The 21,911-nt window shown below is 64.9% G+C and carries 21 protein-coding genes and 1 pseudogene; 12 read left to right on the top strand and 10 right to left on the bottom strand.

Annotated features, from left to right (window positions below; translation table 11 throughout):
• Nucleotides 1–64 precede the first annotated feature (64 nt).
• Both N415_RS09620 and N415_RS09625 read left to right on the top strand, forming a co-directional pair.
• Nucleotides 65–1,621 (top strand): aldehyde dehydrogenase family protein, encoded by a 1,557-nt coding sequence (locus N415_RS09620; protein ID WP_068180180.1) that lies wholly within the window; start codon nt 65–67, stop codon nt 1,619–1,621.
• A gap of 264 nt (nt 1,622–1,885) precedes the next feature.
• A complete protein-coding gene (locus N415_RS09625; RefSeq protein WP_068180184.1) occupies nt 1,886–2,317 on the top strand; it encodes a nuclear transport factor 2 family protein in 432 nt (143 codons plus the stop codon).
• A 91-nt stretch (nt 2,318–2,408) separates the two neighbouring features.
• Here N415_RS09625 and N415_RS09630 read toward each other — a convergent pair whose 3' ends face one another.
• From N415_RS09630 to N415_RS09655, 7 genes are all read right to left on the bottom strand, one after another.
• Nucleotides 2,409–3,692 carry a DUF427 domain-containing protein gene (locus N415_RS09630; protein ID WP_081665149.1) on the bottom strand — a complete coding sequence of 428 codons (1,284 nt, stop codon included), beginning with the start codon at nt 3,690–3,692 and terminating at the stop codon, nt 2,409–2,411.
• A 16-nt stretch (nt 3,693–3,708) separates the two neighbouring features.
• On the bottom strand, nt 3,709–3,960 hold the full coding sequence (locus N415_RS32610) for a hypothetical protein (RefSeq protein ID WP_081665150.1): 252 nt from the start codon (nt 3,958–3,960) through the stop codon (nt 3,709–3,711).
• Between the two features lie 9 nt (nt 3,961–3,969).
• A complete protein-coding gene (locus N415_RS09635; protein WP_068180187.1) occupies nt 3,970–5,475 on the bottom strand; it encodes a fatty acid--CoA ligase family protein in 1,506 nt (501 codons plus the stop codon).
• Complete coding sequence (locus N415_RS09640) at nt 5,472–6,227, bottom strand: SDR family oxidoreductase (RefSeq protein ID WP_068180189.1); 756 nt, start codon at nt 6,225–6,227, stop codon at nt 5,472–5,474. The genes N415_RS09635 and N415_RS09640 overlap by 4 nt, the downstream gene beginning before the upstream one ends.
• Entirely contained in the window at nt 6,227–7,693 is a 1,467-nt protein-coding gene (locus N415_RS09645) for an aldehyde dehydrogenase (protein WP_068180192.1), read from the bottom strand. The genes N415_RS09640 and N415_RS09645 overlap by 1 nt, the downstream gene beginning before the upstream one ends.
• Before the next feature lie 103 nt (nt 7,694–7,796).
• Nucleotides 7,797–8,408, bottom strand: coding sequence for a TetR/AcrR family transcriptional regulator (locus tag N415_RS09650; protein ID WP_068180194.1), 612 nt, complete (start codon nt 8,406–8,408; stop codon nt 7,797–7,799).
• Between the two features lie 238 nt (nt 8,409–8,646).
• On the bottom strand, nt 8,647–9,255 hold the full coding sequence (locus tag N415_RS09655; RefSeq protein ID WP_068180348.1) for a TetR/AcrR family transcriptional regulator: 609 nt from the start codon (nt 9,253–9,255) through the stop codon (nt 8,647–8,649).
• A gap of 317 nt (nt 9,256–9,572) precedes the next feature.
• Here N415_RS09655 and N415_RS09660 point away from each other — a divergent pair, with 317 nt between their 5' ends.
• The 10 genes and pseudogenes from N415_RS09660 to N415_RS09700 all read left to right on the top strand — a co-directional run bounded on the left by N415_RS09660 (nt 9,573) and on the right by N415_RS09700 (nt 18,632).
• Nucleotides 9,573–11,591, top strand: coding sequence for a dehydrogenase E1 component subunit alpha/beta (locus N415_RS09660; protein WP_068180197.1), 2,019 nt, complete (start codon nt 9,573–9,575; stop codon nt 11,589–11,591).
• A complete protein-coding gene (locus N415_RS09665; RefSeq protein ID WP_068180200.1) occupies nt 11,588–11,815 on the top strand; it encodes a lipoyl domain-containing protein in 228 nt (75 codons plus the stop codon). Before N415_RS09660 ends, N415_RS09665 begins: the two co-directional genes overlap by 4 nt.
• On the top strand, nt 11,812–12,666 hold the full coding sequence (locus N415_RS09670; protein WP_068180202.1) for an enoyl-CoA hydratase/isomerase family protein: 855 nt from the start codon (nt 11,812–11,814) through the stop codon (nt 12,664–12,666). The genes N415_RS09665 and N415_RS09670 overlap by 4 nt, the downstream gene beginning before the upstream one ends.
• 5 nt (nt 12,667–12,671) lie before the next feature.
• The gene (locus N415_RS09675) at nt 12,672–13,643 is read left to right on the top strand and encodes a nitronate monooxygenase family protein (protein WP_068180205.1); all 972 of its coding nucleotides are present in this window, start codon (nt 12,672–12,674) and stop codon (nt 13,641–13,643) included.
• 107 nt (nt 13,644–13,750) lie between these two features.
• Nucleotides 13,751–14,836 (top strand): S-(hydroxymethyl)mycothiol dehydrogenase, encoded by a 1,086-nt coding sequence (locus N415_RS09680; RefSeq protein WP_068180208.1) that lies wholly within the window; start codon nt 13,751–13,753, stop codon nt 14,834–14,836.
• Nucleotides 14,836–15,459: pseudogene (locus N415_RS09685) on the top strand (MBL fold metallo-hydrolase). Before N415_RS09680 ends, N415_RS09685 begins: the two are co-directional and overlap by 1 nt.
• Before the next feature lie 3 nt (nt 15,460–15,462).
• Nucleotides 15,463–15,600, top strand: coding sequence for a hypothetical protein (locus N415_RS32220; RefSeq protein ID WP_193376422.1), 138 nt, complete (start codon nt 15,463–15,465; stop codon nt 15,598–15,600).
• 94 nt (nt 15,601–15,694) lie between these two features.
• Nucleotides 15,695–17,188 (top strand): CoA-acylating methylmalonate-semialdehyde dehydrogenase, encoded by a 1,494-nt coding sequence (locus N415_RS09690; RefSeq protein ID WP_068180211.1) that lies wholly within the window; start codon nt 15,695–15,697, stop codon nt 17,186–17,188.
• 146 nt (nt 17,189–17,334) lie between these two features.
• On the top strand, nt 17,335–17,841 hold the full coding sequence (locus N415_RS09695) for a nuclear transport factor 2 family protein (protein ID WP_068180214.1): 507 nt from the start codon (nt 17,335–17,337) through the stop codon (nt 17,839–17,841).
• Nucleotides 17,838–18,632: an SDR family oxidoreductase gene (locus N415_RS09700; RefSeq protein WP_068180215.1), complete on the top strand. Its 795-nt coding sequence runs from the start codon at nt 17,838–17,840 to the stop codon at nt 18,630–18,632. Before N415_RS09695 ends, N415_RS09700 begins: the two co-directional genes overlap by 4 nt.
• 117 nt (nt 18,633–18,749) lie before the next feature.
• On the opposite strand, the gene N415_RS09705 is transcribed toward N415_RS09700, so the two are convergent.
• The 3 genes from N415_RS09705 to N415_RS09715 form a co-directional block, all read right to left on the bottom strand.
• Nucleotides 18,750–20,183, bottom strand: a complete 1,434-nt coding sequence (locus tag N415_RS09705) for an AMP-binding protein (protein WP_343203456.1) — start codon at nt 20,181–20,183, stop codon at nt 18,750–18,752.
• A gap of 695 nt (nt 20,184–20,878) precedes the next feature.
• Nucleotides 20,879–21,727 (bottom strand): NAD(P)-dependent oxidoreductase, encoded by an 849-nt coding sequence (locus N415_RS09710; RefSeq protein WP_068180220.1) that lies wholly within the window; start codon nt 21,725–21,727, stop codon nt 20,879–20,881.
• Nucleotides 21,720–21,911 carry a ferredoxin gene (locus tag N415_RS09715; protein WP_068180224.1) on the bottom strand — a complete coding sequence of 64 codons (192 nt, stop codon included), beginning with the start codon at nt 21,909–21,911 and terminating at the stop codon, nt 21,720–21,722. Before N415_RS09715 ends, N415_RS09710 begins: the two co-directional genes overlap by 8 nt.

Consider the following 21,911-nt stretch of genomic DNA (forward strand, 5'->3'; position numbering starts at 1 on the left):
GTGTTCACCATGTCCTGAGGCGGCAATGACGGTCGCCAGCGAACCGAGAGGCGGTGCGGTAACAATGGCGGACTTGCAGGCCCTGCACGGTAACCAGCGAGCGGCGTTCGTGCGGGAGGGACCGGTGACTCTAGACGCGCGGTGCACGCGGATCGACGCGCTGGCGTCAATGTTGCTTGACAACGCCGATGATCTCGCCGATGCGATGAGCACAGACTTCGGATGCCGCGCCCGGTCAGTGTCGCTGTCGTCGGATGTACTGGCGTCGATTCTGAACATGGAGCACACGCGCTCGCACGTGGCCGAATGGATGCGACCGCGCCGGTTGAACCGCTTCGGCAGGCGCGGCATATGTGCCGATCTGCAACCCGACCCCCTCGGCGTGGTGGGGGTGGTCGCCCCATGGAATTTCCCCATACAACTCGCGGTAGTTCCGGCCGCATCCGCACTGGCGGCGGGCAACCGGGTGATGATCAAGATGTCGGAAAAGACGCCGTGCACCGCGGAACTGGTCGCCGCTTTGGCCGGCGCGTATTTCCACCCCGACGTGTTGACGGTGATCACCGGTGGCCCGGAGGTCGCGGCAAGGTTTTGCTCACTGCCGTTCGATCACCTGTTCTTCACCGGATCAACCGATGTCGGCAAGAAGGTCATGGCCCTGGCGGCCGAGAACCTCGTGCCAGTGACGTTGGAACTGGGCGGGAAGAACCCGGCCGTTGTCGGCACCGACGCCGACGTGCGACAAGCGGCCGCGCGCCTCATGGGCGCACGGCTCGTCAACGGCGGTCAGGTGTGTCTGTGTCCGGATTACGCGCTGGTCCCGCGTGCCCGCATCGACGAATTCGTTGCTGCCGCGCTGTCGGCGGCGCGCAAGGCGTTCCCCGACCCCCTGCGTGATCCGAATTACTGCTCGTTGATCGACCGAGCGGCCTACGAGCGGATAGTGGGCCTGATCGAAAACGCGCGAGAGCTCGGAGCGACAGTGAGAACGGTTGCCCCGCAAGGGCAGCCGTTCGCAGATGCCGCGCGACGTAAGGTTGCGCCCACGGTCCTGACTGCGGTCACCGGCCAGATGAGCATCGACGGCGAAGAGGTGTTCGGGCCAGTATTGACTGTGTACGGCTACGACAACGTCGACGAGGCGATCGAATTCGTCAATGCCCGTCCCTCGCCGCTGGCGGCCTACTGGTACGGGCCGCGTTCGCAGGATTTCGAGCGGTTCTCCCGGAGCACCCGCAGTGGTGGTGTGTCGCGGAATGAGTTCGCGCTGCACGCAACACTGAACGCGGCGCCCTTCGGCGGCGTCGGTTTCAGCGGTATGGGCGTCTACCACGGAAGGTTCGGCTTCGACACGTTCAGCCACTACAAGCCGGTGGTGGGCAGCGACTTGCGGTTCAACTTGCTGTCGTCGGCGTCGTCGCTGTCTCCGGGAGCGTTCTCGGCTCGTGTCACGTCCGCGGCGATACGGGCGTACGCCAAGAGGATCTCCCGCCGGAGGACTTCAACGGGCCAGCTTTCCGACGGGAGCGAACGGCGCGGTCAGGCGCCCGTCCAGCCTCTCGGCGAATCTGATTTCCCGGCGCGCCACCATGCCTTCGATGCGCTGGGTGGCCAGCGGTGAAGCCGGCCCGGCGGATCTGTCGTCATTCTCCTGGCCCGTACGGCGATGCGATGACAAAGCGACGAGTTCTCGACGGTTCGCTGCCAACGGCAACTCCACCCTGTCGGGATAGCGCAACGTCGACGACGAAGTCTGTTGTGCCCGTTCAGCATCGGGTTTGTGACTCATGCCTTGGTCCGGGACTATTCCGCGCGTTATCGCCATCAATGAGCCGGCGGTCCAAACGTCGGCCCACCACGTCTACGGTTAGGAGCGCTACATCGCATGACTGACACATCGACAGCGGGCGCCGACCTGCTTGCCCTCGCCGAACTCGCACAGGCCAAGGCCCGCTACTGCCGGATGATGGACACCAAGGACTGGGCGGGTCTGGCTGACCTGCTCACAATTGACGTCGTGGTCGATCTCAGCGCCGACGATCCAGCGTCGGTGCCCATCTCGGGCCGCGACGAGGTCCTCGCATCGGTGCGGGCGGCCGTGAGCGACGCGATCACCGTGCACCAAGTGCACGCTCCGGAGGTCGATCTGGCCGGCGATGAGGCGTGGGTCATCTGGGCGGTGCAGGAACGGGTCAAGTGGGCGAACGGAACGTCGTTGACGGCCTACGGTCACTACCGCGATCGCTGGGTCCGGTTGGACGGGCGTTGGCAGCTCGCCGAATTGCGGCTCACCCACTTACTGATGGAATTCGACTGAGGACGCAGTGCGATCGGAAGGGCTTCATTCACCGCTCTCCCCGCCACGCGACCTGCAGCGCCCGACGACCGGCTGGCTGTCGCGGCTGCGGCTACATCGCCGTGCGACTGTCGTGACCCATCTCCTGCGGTGATCGGTTGAAGCCCCGCACCATGGCCTGAACGCTGTAGGACGCCGCGAGTCGGCCGTCGCGGGTGTAGACGCGTCCGTCACCTTGCACCAGACCACGCCCCGACCAGAATGCATGGTTGGAGTACAGCAGCCAGTCAGAGACGTCGACGTCATAGTGAAAGGCGATCGTCGCCTTCATGATGCCCGTCGAAAGGGTGCGATGCGCCTCGGCCTCGCCAAATCCTTTGTGCGGTAGCATCCCCGCGGCGATCGTCCAGTGCGTCGTGGACTGGGCGAGAAGCGCCCGGTTGAGGTGCGCTTCGCCGGGCGCATCGCGAAATCGCACCCACGACTGGATGAACGGCGGGTCCACTCGTTGGGGATCCGGATCGTAGGCAGCGTTCACCACGCGGATCTCGCGTCCGGTCATCCCGAACCCGGCGAACGAAACAGCGGCATCCGGCCCGGGCACCACGGGCATCGGCGGCCCATGGCGCATCACGTCCTCGGCGCCGCTGTCGGCCAACAGGATCCCGGCACTGCGCAGCACGCCGCGTTGGCTGATGCGGACTTCTGCAGTCGAGAACGTGCGACCCCGGCGCAGTACGTCGACGTCGACCTCCACGGGCGCGGTGAACGACGCGGCTTTGATGAACGTCATCGACACCGACGTCACACGTTGGTCCGGCAGCGTCTTCGAAACCGCGACAACCGCCTGCGCCACGAGCTGACCGCCCTCCACGACGTCGCGCTGCGTCGGTCCGTGGGCCGGTCCGGTGAAGCGGTGATCACCGGTGGGCGCGACGTCGATCAGCCGAACGAGCTCGGCAGCATCACCCCACAGCGGGAATGTCAGTGAAACGGCGGTCCCATCCGGCCAACGGTCGACCGCTACGACCCGAAAGGCTGTGTCGTAGAACGACACATGTCCGCGAATCGGTGCGACCTCGGCAAGCGGAGTTCGGTACGTCCACACCACGTCCGGCTCGACCGATTCGGTACCGGTCAGGTTCCAGTAGGTCGCTTCCCCCTTGAAGGGGCATACGGTCGTCGTTGCCGAGTCGGTGAAGAGGTTCCAATCAACCGCCTCTTCAGGAAAGTACAGACGGTCCACATGGTCCGTCTCGGTCACGACGAGGCATTTGTCGCTTTCGGCCACCAGGACCTCACCCGCCCACACCTGGCCGGTGAATGGAGCAACGGAAATGTCGATCCGGTAGTCGGGGTAAGACGGCCATGCCGACTCCACTTGTGCAGGCGCCATATTCGTCTCCTTTCGATTAATCGTGGCAGTCGCTGGCGGGTAGTGGCTTGGCTTCCTCGATTCCTGCCGGTGTGGTGCCGATCCTTCGTGAGCCCTTCCCTGCTCTGGTGACGAGCACTTCAGTACCGTCGCCGTCGCGGTAGCGCTTGCCCATCAAGGTGCAGCTGGCGAAGGCGTCATCAAGGGTCAGTGACTCGTGGGTTGATTCGCCGAGGCGGACCTGGGTGTCCCAGACTTGGCTTCGGAGGCCGGTGCCGTTCGTGACTATGCTGACTCCTTACTGGACATCACTGGCGTTGAGCTCGTTGACGAGTTCGCGGCGCAGCACCTTTCCCGTTGCGTTGGTGGGCAGTTCGGTGCGGAACACCACCTTGTCGGGCGTGCGCGAACCCCGCAGCTGTCCGCGCACGAAACCGCGTAGGTCCTCGACCTCGGGTTCGGTGCCCGGCGCGGGCACGACGACCGCGACGATGATCTGGCCCCACTCGGGATCGTCGGCGCCGATCACCGCGCAGTCGCGCACGTGCGGGTGCTCGACGAGCACGTCTTCGATCTCCGCTGGGGCGATGTTCTCCCCGCCGCGGATGATGGTGTCGTCGGAGCGTCCGCCGATGAACAAGTAGCCCTCGGCATCGAGGTAGGCGACGTCCTTGGTGGGAAACCAACCCTGCTCGTCGAGCACGGACCCGATGCCGGTGTAACGGCCCGACACCTGCTCGCCGCGTACGAACAGTTCGCCGGGTTGGTCGGGTCCGAGGATGGTGCCGTCCTCGGCGCGGATTTGCACTTCGATCGTGGGCACGGGTTGCCCGACGGAGCCGAGGCGGCGTTGCACGCCCGGATCGCTGGAAGCCAGCGCGCTACGGTGGTCCTCGGGGCCCAACACGGCGATGGTGGATGAGGTTTCGGTGAGGCCGTAGGCGTTGACGAAGCCGACGTCGGGCAACAGCTCGAGGGCCTTACGGACAAGCGGCAGCGCGACTTTGGAGCCACCGTAGGCCAGTGTGCGCAGCGTCGGCAGCGTCGTCGCCGTGGTCTGCAGGACGGTGACGATGCGGTCGAGCATGGTCGGCACGACGGTGGCCGAGGTGACGGCTTCGGTGTCGACCAGGCGCACCCATTCGGCGGCGTCGAATGCGGTGAGGTAGACCGTCTTGCGGCCCGCGTAGAGGTTCGACAGAGCCGCCGACACCCCGGCGATGTGGTAGGGCGGCACGCAGATGAGCGCGGCGTCGCCGGGTTCGGCGGAGTCGAACTCGACGGTGCCGGTGATGTAGCTGGTCAGGTTGTTGTGGGTCAGCTCAACGGCTTTGGGTGCCGAGGTGGTGCCTGAGGTGAATAGCACCACCGCCACGGCGTCGGGGTCGGCGAATTCGGCAGCCGGTTTGGCGATCCGGGCGGCGGCCAGGAACTCGGCCGATGACATGGCCGCTACACCGGCGTCGCTGACCGCGTCGCGGTAGTCATCGTCGACGATCACCAGGGCGTCGGGCAGCCGCCCGATCAGGGTGCGCAGTCCGTCGACCGAAAGCCGGTAATTGAGTGGGGTGACCGGGATCGCGGCGCGCGCCGAGGCGAACAGCAGCAGCGGCAGCATCGCCCCGCCGCCTCCCACGTAGGCGACGTGGCGGGCACCGCAGGCCGCGATCACACCGGCGCCTCCGTCGGCGAGCGTGCTCAGTTCGTCCACGGAGAGCCGCAAGTCACCGGAAACCAGCGCGGCCTCACCGCTGACCGCCAGGGCCGTCGCCTGCGCCATCTCCAACAACAGCGAAATGCTCATACGCTCATCGGCGGAGCGGGCGATCTGAGCGTGAGGTGGTCCACCCCGACGTCCGGGTTTTCCAGCGCGCTGGCGTAGACACCGGCCATGGTGTCGGCCACCCCCTCGGGGGTCATGTGCGTCGCCGGCACCAGGCCGCGGGAGATCCACTCGCCGGCAGCGACCCCGAGGAGCTCGGGGTCGAACTCGGACACGAAGTCGGTGGGAACGGTCGCCCCGATCTCTACACAGCTGAACCGCAGCCCGGGGTGTTCCAGCCGCCAGGCGACCAGGCTGCGCTCCATCGCGGCCTTGCTGGCGGAATACGCGCCCAGGGCGCGGTGCGGATGGCGCACCGAGTCCGACGACAGCACGGCGACGATCGCGGACGGCGCCAACACCGCAAGGTGGGCCTGAATGAGCTGGTGCACCCCAATCACGTTGGTGGTCAGCACTTTAACCCAGTCGTCAGCGTCCATCGCGGCGAACGGCTTCAACGGAGCATAGGCAGCGGTGATCAAAATCAGATCCACTTCGCCAAGTTCGTCCGCCGCAGTTCGGCCGACGCGAGCGCAGTCTGCGGGGTTGCGTATATCGGCAGACAACGACGTGGCGGCGACTGCGCCGGCCAGCACGTCGGGGGGCAGCTCGCGACGGGCCACCAAAACGAGTCGCGCGCCGTCGCCGATGGCTCGGGTGGCGAACGCTCTTCCGATGCCGGCGGAGGCGCCCACGACGACGATGCGCTTACCGGCCAGCGTGCGATCGCTCATCACGCTCCGATCGCGATCGACTTGATCTCGAGGTACTCCTCGAACCCCGCGACCCCCATCTCGCGCCCGATTCCGCTCTGCTTGTAGCCGCCGAAGGGCACGTCGACGCCGTAGAACACTCCGCCGTTGACGTTGACAGTGCCGGTGCGCATCCGATTCGCGACCGCAAGTGCGCGCTCGTCTGACGCGCTGAACACCGCCCCGGACAGGCCGTATCGGGAGTTGTTGGCGATCTCCACCGCGTGGTCGTCGCCGTCGTGCGGGATGGCCACGATGACAGGTCCGAAGATCTCATCCTGCGCCACAGTGGAATTCGGCTCCACATCCGCAAGAACCGTCGGTTCGACGTAGTAGCCGGTCGGTAGCTGCGCGGGTACCCCGCCACCCAATGCGATCGTGGCGCCCTCGTCGACTCCCTTGTTGATGTACCCGAGTACGCGTTGACGCTGCTCCTCACGGATGAGCGGACCCATGAGTATCGAGGGATCGGTGGGATCTCCGCACGGCCATCCTCGGAGCGTCTCGGTCAACTTCTCGACCCCCTCGCGATACTGTGCACGCGGCAACAACAGTCGGGTGGTGTTGGCACATCCCTGTCCGGCGTGCGTCGTGGTGGCAAAAGCCGCGTTCGTGATCACCGAGTCGATATCGGCATCGTTGAGAGCGATGAGCGCGGACTTGCCGCCCAGCTCGAGGAACACCTTCTTGATCGTCGGTGCGGCCGCCGTCATGATGCGTGTACCCGTAGCGGTAGATCCCGTGAATGAGATCATGTCCACCCGCGGATCTTCACAAAGCTGTTGGCCGACAGCGTGATCCGCCGAGGTGACGACGTTCACCACGCCGGCGGGAATGTCCGTGTGCTCTGCGATCAACTGGCCGAGCAATGTGGCCCCGAATGGCGTGTCCGGCGCGGGCTTCAGCACGACGGTGTTGCCGGCCGCAAGTGCGGGCACCACCTTGGCCAGGTTGATCTGGACGGGGTAGTTCCACGGTGTGATCGCGCCGACGACACCGACGGGCTCCCGCCGCACGGTGCGGAGGGTCTTCATCCCAAACGGCTCGGCGATGCCGAGGCTCGTTTCCCATTCATAACGCTCGGCGAGGTCGGCCACCCACGCTAGGCCGGAAACCGGTGCGTCCAACTGCGGACCGTAGGTGAGTGTGAGCGGGCATCCGACCTCGGCGATCGTGGTAGCCCGCAGGTCGTCGGCGCGCTTGACGAGGGCGTCGTGCAACTGCCGGATACAGCGCACGCGGAATTCGTGCGACTGCGACCAATCCGTGTCGTCGAATGCACGTCGAGCCGCGGCGATCGCGTCGTCCATGTCGCTCGCGGTGCCGTCCGCCGCGGGACCGATGACGTTCTCCGTCGCCGGGTTCACGTTGTCGAATGTCTGCCCGCTAGAGGCGGTGACTAGTCGCCCGTCGATCAATATTCGCGCTTCTCGCCAGATTTCTGCCATGGTCTCCCGATCTGTGCGACTCGGCAGCGATGGAACCGCTGCTGTCTCGCGAAGAACAGTAGACCAAAAATTGTTCAGCTGACCAGAAATGTGTGAGTCAGCGTCAACGCAGGCCGTTCACCGCGAACTTCTCGACGTACTTGCGCACCGTGGCTGGCTTCGACATGTCGAAACTTTGCGCCTGGTACACGGTCGAAAGTGAATAGATCACGCGAGCCAGCCACTCGCTGGCGGCCAGGGCATCGACCCGCTTGCCGACCTCGCCTCGTTTCTGCGCGTCGCGGACGTAAGGCAGCAAGAACTCTGTGGAGCGACGCACCGCCGCGTCTCCGTCGGCGATCAAGTGACGCATCAGTTCGGCGTCATCGGCCATCAACCGGTTGCGGGTGCGGTGACCCAAGAGAATCGTCGCGTGCGTCTCGGCCATCGCGCCCACCTTCGTGGCCAGCGTGGACTCTTTCGCCATCGCAGCGGCGACCTGCTGGTAAAACCTTTGCGCTCCGAACCAGATGGCCGCGTCAATAAGCACGTTTCGATCTTCGAAGTAACGATAGACGGTGCCGCGCGAAACACCGGCCATGCGTGCGACGTCTTGAACACTGGTGCGCTGAATGCCCAACTGTGAGAAGCACTGATTGGCGGCCTCCAAGATCTGAGCGCGCCGGTCGGGGTCATCCTGCTCGACCACTTCCGACGTCGCACGTGAGGTCACCATTGCGCTCCTTGCCGGTTGAGGGGACCATGACAGACGTTCGTAGGAGTGTCTTATGGTACGCGCGCGGTGATCTGGCGCGACCCGACGCTGGCACCGCTGCACCCGGCGCGCCCTGGTTCTGGGAGCCGGAGTCGTCTACCGAGGACTCCTCGATGCGCCGCGAGGGCGTCGAAACGCTTACCCGCAGACGGGCATTGCGTGGACGAATTCGCGCGAGCAGCCCCCCAAATCAGGGGGCTTAGCGAAGGCCGTTGACCGCGAACGTCTCGACATACTTTCCTACTGACTCGGGCCTGGAAATATCGAACGTCTGACCCTCATGGACAGTAGATAGGGAGTGCATTATCCGGGCAAGCCACTCGCTGGCAGCTATGACGTCAACTTCGGGTGCAACCTCACCTCGTTTCTGACCTTCGCGGACGTAAGGCACCAGAAACTCGGTCGTCCGACCAACCACCGCGTCGCCGTCGGAGATCATGTAGTGCATGAACTCGGCGTCATCGGCCATCAACCGGTTGCGGGTGCGGTGATCCAGCAGGATCGACGCCTGCGCCTCGGCCATTGCACCCAGCTGCTCGGACAGGGTGCGCTTGTCGGCCATCGCGGCGGCGACGGTGCGATAGTACTGTTGTCCACCCAGCCTTATGGCTGCCTCGATGAGCATCTTCCGGTCATCGAAATAGCGGTAGACGGTGCCCCGCGCAACACGGGCCATGCGCGCGACGTCTTGAATGCTCGTGCGCTGGATGCCCAGCTGCGCGAAGCAGAGCAGAGCAGCTTCCAAGATCTGATCGCGCCTGTCGAAGTCGTCGTCGTCAACTTCCGTCGGCACATTTGGGGTCGTCATGACGCTCCTTGCCTGTTGGGGCACGCGTTGCGGCCTCACCGCTGATGCTTCATGTTACGTGATGTCGCTGCCGTTCCTACCGACCGTCGGATCTAGGGCGTCGTCACCTCGGCAAGCCGAGGGCACGGTTGGTGTCTGGCTGTGCCCGGCGGGTCGGCAGTGACGTCGCACAGCGCCTCGCCCGTTGCACTCCGCGTGGTAAGGGCCGTCGAGCGTCCGCCAACGCAGCATGTCCTCGGTCCGCGGAGGATCCCCCCAATACGATCGAACAAAAAAAGTCATAATGTATAGTTTCGGCCGGATGCCGAGGAGTGTAAATGTCAATTCAACTGCAGAATGAAACGTCGCTTGATCGTGATCGCGCGCTGGACCTATACCGGCTGATGAGCAGGGTTCATCACGGCGATATGCGTGTTCGCAAAGCGCTGTCCTCAGGTGAGGCCGCGATGAGCTATTGGCCGGTGGAAGGCCAGGAAGCAATGTCGGCCGGGGCGATGCTGGCGCTGTCCGAGGACGATCAGCTCGTCACGACGTACCGCGGATTGGGTGACGTGTTGGCCAAGGGCGTTGATCTTCGCCGATATTTCGCCGAACTGCTAGGCCGCCGGGACGGGCTGTCCAAGGGCAAGGCCGGTGCCATGGGCATTCACGACCCGCAGCACGGGATCGCCTGGACCACCGGAATCGTCGGCGCGGGGCCGCTGATCGCGAACGGAATCGCGCTGGCCGCCGAGCGCCGCAACACTGGACAAGTGGTGCTCGTCAGCTTCGGTGACGGTGCCACCAGCATCGGCTTCGTCCACGAGGCCATGAACATGGCGGCGCTGTGGTCGTTGCCGGTGATCTTCTTCTGTCAGAACAACTCCTGGGCCGAAGGCACCGCATTCGATCGGTACACCCGTTCAGAACGGTTGTCGGACCGCGCGCACGGCTATGGCATGCCGGGAGTGACCGTCGACGGCACCGATCCGCATGCGGTGTACGAGGCAGTCGCGGCGGCGGCCGACCGTGCGCGAAGCAAGCAGGGCCCCACGTTCGTCGAAGCCGTGGCCTACCGGCTGCAGGGCCACTACTTCGGCGACGCGATGGCTTACGCGGACCAAGACGAGCTCGCCGCCAAGCGCGCGGACCCGCCGTTCGCGCGCTTCCGTCAGCGCCTGATCGATCAGGGCGCGGCTGCGGGCGCCGACCTGGACGCGATCGACGCCCAAGTCGTCGCGGAATTAGACGCCGCGTTCGCGGCCGCCGTTGCGTCCACCCCGACCGACCTCGAGGAACTGACCCGAGACGTGTTCGCCGCCAACGGGTCCGCGGTGTCCGACGCCGACCAACCCCGCTTCGAGCTGCCCGACGGCGAGACCGAAAACCTCGGTTTGGTGCAGGCGATCAACCGCACCCTGGACCGCGCCATGGCGGCCGACGACTCGATCGTGCTGCTCGGCGAGGACATCGGCGACCCGTCCGGCGGCGGCATGTTCAAGATCACCGCGGGCCTGTCGGCCAAGTACGGTGAGGATCGCGTCCTCGACACTCCCATCGCCGAGTCGTCCATCATCGGAGCCGCGGTCGGGGCCTCCCTCGGCGGGCTGAGACCGGTCGCCGAGTTGATGTTCATGGACTTCCTGGGTGTGGCCATGGATCAGATCGCCAACCACGCCGCGAAGATCCGGTACATGTCGGGCGGCCGCCGGAGCGCGCCGATGGTGATCCGGACGATGGTGGGAACCGCTGCCGGACCGCAACACTCGCAGGCCTTCGAGGCGTGGGCGATGCACACGCCCGGGCTGAAGGTTGTGTGGCCCAGCACCTCGGCCGACGCCGCCGGATTGCTCAACGCGTGTCTCACCGACGAGGACCCTTGCCTGTTCATCGAGTCCATGAAGCTCTACTACGGCGGCGGAAGGGGCCCGGTGCCGGTGGCCGACTACGTCATTCCGCTCGGCCAGGCCGACGTGAAGCGGGCCGGCTCCGACGTCACCGTCGTGACTTACGGTGTCATGGTGCACGCCGCCCTTGAAGCGGCGGAACAGGCTGTGGCCGACGGGATCTCGGTCGAAGTGGTGGATTTGCGCACGCTGGTGCCGCTGGATCTTCCGACGGTGCTGGCCTCGGTGCGCGCGACGACCCGGCTGGTCGTCGCGCACGAGTCGGTCGGGTTCTGCGGTCCTGGCGCCGAGATCGCCGCGGCCGTGGGTACCGAACTGTTCGGGGTCCTCAGCGCCCCGATTCAGCGCGTCGCCGGCACGTACACCCCGGTGCCGCGCGCCGCCACTCTCGAGGTCGCCTGCCGGCCGGGAGCCGCCCAACTGCTGCAGGCGATCAGGAGGACCGCGTGACCGACGTTCGACTACCCAAGCCCGGTGACGCGATCACCGAAGCGGAGGTGACCGAATTCCACGTCGAGGACGGCGCGGCGGTGAGTGAGGGTGATCTGCTGTACTCGTTGGCCACGGACAAGGTGGAGATGGGCATTGAGGCGCCCACGTCGGGCGTGGTGGCCTGGAAAGTCGAAGCGGGCGGAACCTACGACGTCGGCACGCTGATTGCGGTGATCTCATGACCGAATTGCCCAGCGAGGTCGACTTGCAGGCCGCGGAACTGTCCGGCCGGATCGACGGTGATGTGTTGACCGTAACCATCGACCGGCCCGAGAAGCGTAACGCCGTGACTGTCGACGGCTATCACGGGATCAAGCGGGCCGCGATGATCGTGGCCGACGAGCCAGCGTTGAACTTCCTCGTGATCACCGGCACCGGCGACGCGTTCTGCACCGGCGGCGACATGGGGGCGGACAACAATCCACAGCGGCGTTGGGACATGTTCACCGAAGCCTACGACGCGACGCCCTTTGAGACGCTGGGCAAGATCCCGAAGATCGTCGTATGCGCCATCAACGGAATGGCACTCGGCGGTGGCCTGGTGATGTCGCTGTACGCCGATCTGGTGATCGCCTCCGATCGTGCTCGGCTCCGTGTGCCGGACCTGACGCGCGGTGTTTACGAGGCGTTCGTCGCCGCTCGGATTCCGCAGCGCATCGGCACCCTGCGGGCGAATCACCTCATCTACGGCAACGAATGGATCGACGCAGCCGAAGCGGAGCGATTGGGACTGGTCGGCAAAGTGGTGCCGCACGATTCGCTCGCGGAAGAGACTGCCGCACTGCTGGATCGAGTGCGCAAGACAGGCCCGGCAGCTCGTACTGCGATGAAACGCGAGATGGCTCGTGCGCTCCCACCGGTGGACGTGTCAGGCTATTGGGCCTCCATGGGGACGGCCGAGCAGATCGAGGCGTTTAGTGCGTTCCTCGAGAAGCGCACACCGAACTGGCCGGTGGCTGGTGGTCGCGAGGGGTTTGCGGCGAGTCGTAGAGCCGGTTGGACATCGACTCGCCGGGCCCGCGAAAAGGACTGAGCCAGTTGATCAGAACCAAGTTCACCGAATCGTTCGGTATCGAGGCGCCCGTCGTACAGGGCGGAATGCAGTGGGTGAGTCGCGCGGAACTAGCTGCCGCGGTGTCGGAGGCAGGTGGTCTGGGGCTGATCACCGCGCTGACCCAGCCAACCCCCGCGGATCTGGCCAACGAGATCGCACGGACCCGCGACCTTACCGACAAGCCCTTCGGGGTGAATCTGACCATTCTGCCGACGATCGACCCGCCGCCATATGAGGAATACCGGCAGGTCATTGTCGACGCCGGAATAACGATCGTCGAAACCGCTGGCGCTAATCCGGCTCCCCACCTGCCGATCTTCCACGACAACGGCATCAAGGTCCTGCACAAGTGCACCTCGGTGCGCCACGCCGCGAAAGCTCAGGATCTTGGCGTTGATGGCATCAGCATCGACGGCTTCGAGTGCGCCGGACACCCAGGCGAAGACGACATCCCCGGTCTGGTGCTGATCCCCGCCGCGGCCAAGGTGATCGAGATTCCGATGATCGCGTCCGGCGGCTTCGCGGACGGACGCGGGCTCGTCGCGGCGCTTGCCTTGGGCGCGGACGGTATCAACATGGGATCCCGATTCATGTGCACGGTCGAGTCACCGATTCACCAGAACGTCAAGGAGGCCATCGTCGCGGGGAACGAACTGGACACGGAGTTGATTTTCCGCACGTTACGCAATACCGGCCGCGTAGCGAGCAACTCGATATCACGCGAGGTGGTCGAGATCTTGAACAGCGGAGGGCAATTCGAGGACATCGCGCACCTAGTCGCCGGAAAGCGCGGCGTGAAGGTCTATGAGACCGGCGACCTGGAAGCCGGCGTCTGGTGGATCGGTACGGCGATGGGCTTGATCGAGGACATTCCCCCGGCGGGTCAGGTCGTAACGCGCATCGTCGCCGAAGCCGAGCAAATCATCGGCGACCGGTTGGGCTCCGCGGTCCGTTGATGGTGGGTTAGACGGCTCAAACTCGGGGAGTCGCTCGAGATACGGCCACGCGACCGGGCGGTCACTCAGGGCATTTGAGCGGACGGCGTCAGGAAAGGAAGTTTGTGATGGCGCAGACGGTACGTGGGGTGATTTCGCGGTCCAAGAAACAGCCGGTCGAGATCGTCGACGTGGTGATCCCCCATCCGGGTCCCGGTGAAGTCGTCGTGAAGGTCATTGCGTGCGGCGTGTGCCACACCGACTTGACCTACCGCGAAGGCGGGATCAACGACGAGTACCCGTTCCTGCTTGGCCACGAGGCCGCAGGCACCGTGGAGTCGGTCGGCGCCGGCGTAACTGCGGTCGAGGCAGGCGACTTCGTCATTCTGAACTGGCGCGCGGTGTGCGGACAGTGCCGGGCCTGCAAACGCGGGCGCCCGCACCTGTGCTTCGACACATTCAACGCCACCCAGAAGATGACGTTGACCGACGGGACCGAGCTCAGCCCCGCGCTGGGGATCGGCGCCTTCGCCGACAAGACCCTGGTACACGAGGGGCAGTGCACCAAAGTCGATCCCGAGGCCGACGCGGCGGTCACAGGCCTGCTGGGCTGCGGCGTGATGGCCGGCATCGGCGCGGCGATCAACACCGGCGCGGTCAACCGAGACGACACCGTGGCCGTCATCGGCTGCGGCGGCGTCGGTGATGCGGCCATCGCGGGAGCCGCACTGGTCGGCGCCAAGAAGATCATCGCCGTCGACATGGACAACAAGAAGCTCGAATGGGCACGCGCGTTCGGCGCCACCCACACCATCAACGCCCGCGACTTCGACGTTGTCGACACCATTCAAGACCTCACCGATGGCAACGGTGCCGACGTCGTCATCGACGCAGTCGGTCGGCCCGAGACCTGGAAGCAGGCGTTCTACGCCCGCGATCTTGCCGGAACCCTTGTGCTGGTTGGTGTTCCGACCCCAGACATGACGTTGGAGATGCCGTTGGTCGACTTCTTCTCCCGCGGCGGCTCGCTGAAGTCGTCGTGGTACGGCGACTGCCTACCCGAACGAGACTTCCCCACCCTCATCAGCCTCTACCGCCAGGGCCGGCTGCCGCTGGAGAAATTCGTCTCCGAGCGCATCGGGCTGGAAGACATCGAGGACGCCTTCCACAAGATGCACGCCGGTGAGGTGCTGCGCTCGGTGGTGATTCTCTAGTGGCCGGAATCCAACGACTCGTCACCAGCGGCACGTTCGAACTCGACGGCGGCAGTTGGGACGTCGACAATAACATCTGGATCGTAGGTGACGATTCCGACGTCATCGTGTTCGATGCCGCACACACTGCTGACCCGATTATCGAGGCGGTGTGCGGCCGCAACGTTGTCGCCGTCATCTGCACGCACGGCCACAACGACCACATCACCGTCGCACCCGAGCTCGGCGAGGCGCTCGACGCGCCCGTGTTCCTTCACCCAGCAGACGCGATGCTGTGACGAATGACGCACCCTGACAAGGACTTCCGTACCATCGGCGATGACGCTGTGCTTACCGCGGGTGACGTCGAAGTCCGCGCACTGCACACGCCGGGCCACTCGCCGGGTTCGGTCTGCTGGTACGCACCAGACCTCGGCGCCGTGTTCAGCGGCGACACGCTGTTCAACGGCGGCCCTGGCGCCACGGGTCGATCGTTTTCAGACTTTCCGACCATCCTGGAGTCGATCTCCGGCCGACTCGGCACATTGCCGGGCACGACCGTCGTCTACACCGGACATGGGGGCACCACCACCATTGGTGACGAGATCGTGCACTACGACGACTGGGTCGCGCGGGGGCACTAACGGATGGACGAGTTCGGTTTTGGCGAAGCGCTGCATGCGCGGATCATCGCGCAGCAGTGTCATCAGTCCGCGCAGGCGGACATCGGACGAGCGGAAGGAGCGGCGCTCGCTCTCCGGCATCGCGATGGTGATTTACCTTGATGAATACGAGATGTAACGGCGCGATTGGCCACGCTTGGACTTGAGGTGGGCCAATCGAAGGCCCGCTCTAGAGACTCTGGAAAGGTATGGCGCGGTGGTGAACAAGATCCGACACTGGCTGAACAACGACTTCTTCGCCGGAGCCAACGGCGCCACTGCACTGGTGACCAACCCAGCGACGGGACAGGTGACTGGCGAGGTGGCGCTGGCCAGCGTCGAGGACGCCCGCGCCGTCATCAACGCGGCGGCTGCGGCGTTCCCGGCGTGGCGCGACACCTCGCTGGCCAAGCGCACGCAGATCCTGTTCGCCTTCCGCGAGTTGCTCAACGAGCACAAGGGAGAACTAGCCGAGATCATCACCAGCGAGCACGGCAAGGTCGTCTCCGACGCGCTCGGTGAAGTGTCGCGCGGCCAGGAAGTCGTCGAGTTCTCCTGCGGCATACCGCATCTGCTCAAAGGCGGGTTCACCGAAAACGCCTCAACCAACGTCGACGTCTACTCGATCCGTCAGCCGCTCGGTCCGGTTGGCATCATCTCGCCGTTCAACTTCCCGGCCATGGTTCCGATGTGGTTCTTCCCCATCGCGATCGCCACCGGCAACACCGTGGTGCTCAAACCCTCCGAGAAGGATCCGAGCGCCTCGCTGTGGCTGGCCAACCTGTGGAAGGAAGCCGGCCTACCCGACGGGGTATTCAACGTCCTGCAGGGCGACAAGACCGCCGTCGACGAGCTCCTGACGAACGCGAAAATCAAGTCGGTGTCGTTCGTGGGCTCAACCCCGATCGCCCAGTACGTCTACTCCACTGGCACCGCGGCGGGCAAGCGCGTACAGGCCCTCGGCGGCGCCAAGAACCACGCCGTGATTCTTCCCGACGCAGATCTGGATCTCGCTGCCGATGCGATGGTCAATGCCGGCTTCGGTTCCGCCGGTGAGCGTTGCATGGCCATCAGCGCGTGCGTGGCCGTCGGCCCGATCGCGGACGACCTGGTAGCCAAAATCAGCGCGCGGGCGCGCACCATCAAAACAGGCGACGGCACAAAGGATTCCGACATGGGTCCACTGGTGACCAAGGCTCATCGTGACAAAGTAGCTTCCTACATCGATGCAGGCGAAGCCGACGGCGCCAAGGTCGTCATCGATGGCCGCAGGATCGAGGCCAACGGTCAGGACGGCGGCTTCTGGCTCGGGCCGACCCTACTGGACAACGTCACGCCGGAGATGAGCGTCTACACCGACGAGATCTTCGGCCCGGTGCTGTCGGTGCTACGGGTGGAGACCTACGACCAAGCGCTCGGGTTGATCAACTCCAACCCGTACGGAAACGGCACCGCCATCTTCACCAACGACGGCGGCGCGGCCCGGCGGTTTCAGAACGAAGTCGAGGTCGGCATGGTCGGCATCAACGTGCCGATCCCGGTTCCCATGGCATACTTCAGCTTCGGCGGCTGGAAGGCCTCGCTATTCGGGGACAGCCACGCCCACGGCATGGACGGCGTACAGTTCTTCACCCGCCAGAAGGCCATCACCCAACGCTGGCTCGACCCCAGCCACGGCGGCATCAATCTGGGCTTCCCCGAGAACAAGTAGCCCCCGGGCACCAGGAGTCGTGCGACATCCATGGATGATTAAATCCACTACAAGCCGTGATCCTGTCCGCTCCGAGTGCGGCGGCAGCCCGATGCGTTGCAAGCCAGGCCACGAATCTCAAATCCCAAGGAGGAACAGGTACCAACATGGCTCATGACGACGACCTCACCGAACTGAACAAGCGGCTACGTCGGCTCGAGGACGAGTCGGCGATCACCCGGCTCGTCATGTCGTACGGCCCTGCCGCTGACGCCGGGCTGACCAGGTTCGCGGGCCAGTTATGGTCCAGCGACGGCGAGTACGACTGGGACGCCAACGGCACTGCCTTTCAAGGCAGTGCCGGAGTTGATCGGATGCTGCAGGGCGACGCTCACCAAAGCCTGATCGCTGCCGGCGTAGCCCACTTCACCGGCCCCCTCCTGATCGAACTCGGTGATGACACCGCCACTGCGCTCAGTTACTCGATGGTCATGCGGCGTGAAGGCGACCGCTTTTACCTGTGGCGCGTCAGTGCGGTCCGCTGGGACCTCACGCGGGGCGACTCCGGCTGGCGAGTGCAGCGGCGCACGAACCGCCTCCTCGACGAGACCGGAGCTGGCCGAGAGTTCTTCGCCGACAGCCTGACCGAGTTGTTCGCCGAAGCCGCCAAATGAGCGACGGACCTGGCGGCCGACTCGCGGGGAAGGTCGCGATCATCACTGGGGCCAGCACCGGGCTTGGTCCCGTCATGGCGCAGATGTTCGTCCGCGAAGGCGCACGCGTACTGCTGACCGCGCGCCGCGAAGAGCTGGTCCAACAGGCGGCCATTGCCGCCGGCACTGGCGCGATCGCCATGCGTGCCGACGTCACCCGTGAGGACGACGTCGCGGCAATGGTCACCCGAGCGATCGACGAGTTCGGTCACGTCGACATCATGTGCAACAACGCGGCTGCCCCTGGTAAGGATCTGTACATCTGGGAACAGACACTCGAGAACTGGAACTCCACCATCGCGATCGATGTCACCGCGGCGATGCTGTGTACCCGTGAGGTTCTGAAACGTTCCATGCTGCAACGGCGTTCGGGCGTCATTCTGAATTTCTCCTCCATCGCGGGTTATCAAGGCGTGCCACGCAAGACCCACTACGTCACGGCGAAGGCGTCACTGCGGGCGTTCACCAAAACGGTTGCGCTGGAAGTCGGCGAGTACGGCATCCGCTGCAACTGCATCGTGCCTGGCGGGATCGACACAGACCTGTGGCGCAACTGGGTCAAGCGAACCGCAGCCGAACAGGGCATCGATTACGAAGCACGTCGGGCACAGTTATTGAAGGGTGTTGCCCTGCACGACATCTCCTCGCCGGAAGACATCGCCAACACGGCACTGTTCCTTGCCAGCGATGAAAGCCGCACGATCACAGGCCAGTCGATACCCGTGGACGCCGGCGGTTTCATGCAGGGCTGACGCATCCATGGTGAGACTGTCGACATCAGAGTCCCCGGTATTGCAGCGATCGCCGAGATCGACCAACCACGTTTGCGCAGAGCATGTATGTCTGCCGCGCGACGGCATATCCGGGTATCACAGGGTTTCGTCGTCAAGCCTCCCCTGGCGAAGTTGTGCGCGCAGCTTGAACTTTTGGATCTTGCCCGAAGGGGTGCGGGGGAATGCGGTCACGATTCGCACCGACTCGGGCCATTTCTGTCGCGCCAGTCCGGCGGAAGCCAGGTGTCTGCGAACGTCCTCGAGGTGCGGTCCGCGGTTGTCGTCGAGGACCCTGACCACCGCGACGGCGCGTTCACCGAACCGGTCATCTGGTTCGGCCACCACAGCGACCTCGGCAACCGCGGGGAGTCCCAGCAGCAACTCCTCGACTTCCTGGGCCGAGATGTTTTCACCACCGCGGATGATCACATCAGAGATCCGGTCGGTAATCGTTAGATAGCCGTCGGCGTCGAGGACGCCTACGTCACCGGTGCGATACCATCCCTCGTCATCGAAAACCTCTGCGGTGAGGGAAGAATCGGTGTAGCCGAGGAAAAGATCCGGGCCCCGGCTGAAGATCTGACCCTGTTCATCCAGCCTGATTTCGACCCCGGGCAACGGATGGCCGTCGGTGGTCAGCCGCTTTTCTTCGGGCTCGCTGAATTCACACCCGGTGATGGTGGGATGCTCCGAGCTGCCATAGCTACGGATCACCTCGATGCCCAGCGCGGCCAGCCGGCGCGCGAAGGCCACCGGGACCGGCGCCCCGCCGAGTCCCGCCGCGGGCAGGTGGGAAAGATGGGCTGCTGTGAAATCGGGGTGCTCGAGCACACTGGTGAGGAAGTACGGCGCCCCTCCTGTGACGCTTACATCCTCGGCGATCATCAGCCGCAACACCTCCGCCGGGTCCCACACATCGAGCAGATTGATGGGCACGCCGCGCACCAGCGAGTTCAAGAACGCGCCGAGCATGCCCATGAAGTGTCCGACAGGCGCTCCGGTGAGGGGCGGGGGTCCGACAACTGCGAAGATGCGTGCGCATTGACGTGCCTCGAAACCGATGCTGCGGTGCGAGTGGATGACACCCTTCGGGGCACGAGTGGTACCGGAGGTGAACGCGATCATCGCGGGCAAATCGGCCCCGACCGCGACGGGTTCAGATAACGGCTCGCAGTCCAGCGCGCAGTCGAACGCGAACGCCCCTGTCGGCAGCGCAGAATCCGAATCCGCGACGATCGCCCACGGCAACTCGAGGTCGGCGACCAGACCGGCAAGGTTGCCGCAATAATCGACACGCCCAAACCGGTCAGGCGTGATCAACAGCGACGGAGCGCAGTCGCGTAGTATGTGGTCGAGTTCCTTGTTCCCGTAGAAGTGCACGACGGGCACGATCACCGCCCCCGCGTAGGCAGCACCCCAGAACACGACGGCGGCCTCCACCCAATTCGGCAGTTGCATCACGACGACGTGGCCCGGCCCGATGCCACGCCGGACCAACCAACCAGCGAACGACCGCGCCGCCGCGGCCACTTCGCCGATGGTTCCTCGCCAAGGTCTCAGCTTTGAATGAACAACGAAGGGTAGCCGCTGCGCCTCACGCAGCCCCGCATCAACGAACTCGCCCAAGCTGCGCGAGTCCCACCAACCGAATTCCACGTAACGCCGAACCAACTCGGCCGGCACCGCGCGAAGCGGCCACCGAACGCTTGGGGATTGCCGTTCCACCGGCGCACTCCGTTCTGGTTTTCAACCGTCCCTAATGCCTGCTAATGCGTTGCCGCCTAACAGCATTGCCGTGGTCGGACCCCGACAACGACGACGTTACGGTGTCTGACGCCCACTTCCACGTCGCGCTGCCTCCGGGTCTTCGCGTGCCACAGTGAATGCCTCGGCGGCCCGCAACTACTAAACCCATTTGTCTTGTCTCAATCCATCGGACCAATGAACAGTCCGTGAAATACTGTCCTTCCCCGATGAGAAGGGCAAGACGACTGACGAACGCGCCTCAGGTAGAACAAGCGGCGAACCGGTCGGGGCGCGGCGATTACCGGTAGGCACACGCCGTCTCCTCGGAGATGATCGCGTCATTGGAGGTCTCGGCTCACCGCCTGGGTCAGCGCGGAATGTGACCGGCCTCCTGCGGAGATGCGGAGCGCCTGGGCCGTTGCCTGACTGCCGCTGCCGTGCAGCGCGAAGGCCGTCCGCCGCGGCTCCTAGGGTTGTGCTCAATCTCGCGGGCAGCCGAAAAGCTCGAGCGCGTCATCGGCGACGGTGACCAGCGATCCCGTTGCGACGCCGCGTTCGCCGGTGAGCCTGTCGAAGATGGCCACGTCCTTGCGCAGCAACGATCCGACCATTGGCGCCAACACATCGAAGCCACCGACGGACACGGCGATGTTCAGCGAGTAGCTGTTGGCGCTGCTGACGGACAGGACTCGTCCGAGCGCCTGCTCATCGAGGCCCAGCTGTGTGCCCGCGCTCAGCGCGTCGCGCGCCAAAGCGTAGTGCGCGCAGTGCAACACGTTGTTGACCAGCTTCGCCAGTAGCCCACTGCCCAGCGGGCCCAGGCGCGTCACATGCCCGCCGAAGGTTTCCAGTACTGGGCGCGCCGTTTCGTAGGCGGCGGTCTCGCCGCCGACCAGGACCGTGAGTTCTCCTTTGGCTGCGGCAAATCCGCCACCGCTGACCGGAGCGTCGATCACCGAAACGTCGCGCTGCGCCGCCGCCTCGGCGACACGTTGCAGCATCGACAGGCTGATGGTGGAGTGTATTGCCAGTAGCGATCCGGCGCGCATGCCCGACAGTACGCCGTCTTCGCCAAGTACCACCTGCTCGACACCCGCGTCGTCGACAACGCAGATGCCGACCACATCGCTTTGCGCCCCGAGTTCGGCCGGTGTTGGGGCGAAACTCGCCCCGCCGCCACGGAACGGTTGCAGCGAGGCATCGCGGCGAGCCCACAGCGTCGTCGGGATACCGCACTCGATCAACCGGCTGGCCATTCCGCCACCCTGATCACCCAGACCGATGAATCCGGCCCGTAGAACCGCGGTTTCGTTGTCCGGGTCACTCATGAAGGGTGATCACCTCTTCGGGGCACGAGGCTGCGGCGTCGCGGGCTGGGCCCTGCTGGTCCTCGGGAACTTCGGCGACCCGTAAGAGGCTGTGCCCCTCGCCGTCAGCGTCGAACAGGTCCGGCGCCATCGTGTAACAGCGTCCGTGCCCCTGACATCCAGCACTGTCAAGTTCTAGCCTCAC

It is taken from the genome of Mycobacterium sp. UM_CSW (genome assembly GCF_000455205.1).
Taxonomy (GTDB): Bacteria; Actinomycetota; Actinomycetes; order Mycobacteriales; family Mycobacteriaceae; genus Mycobacterium.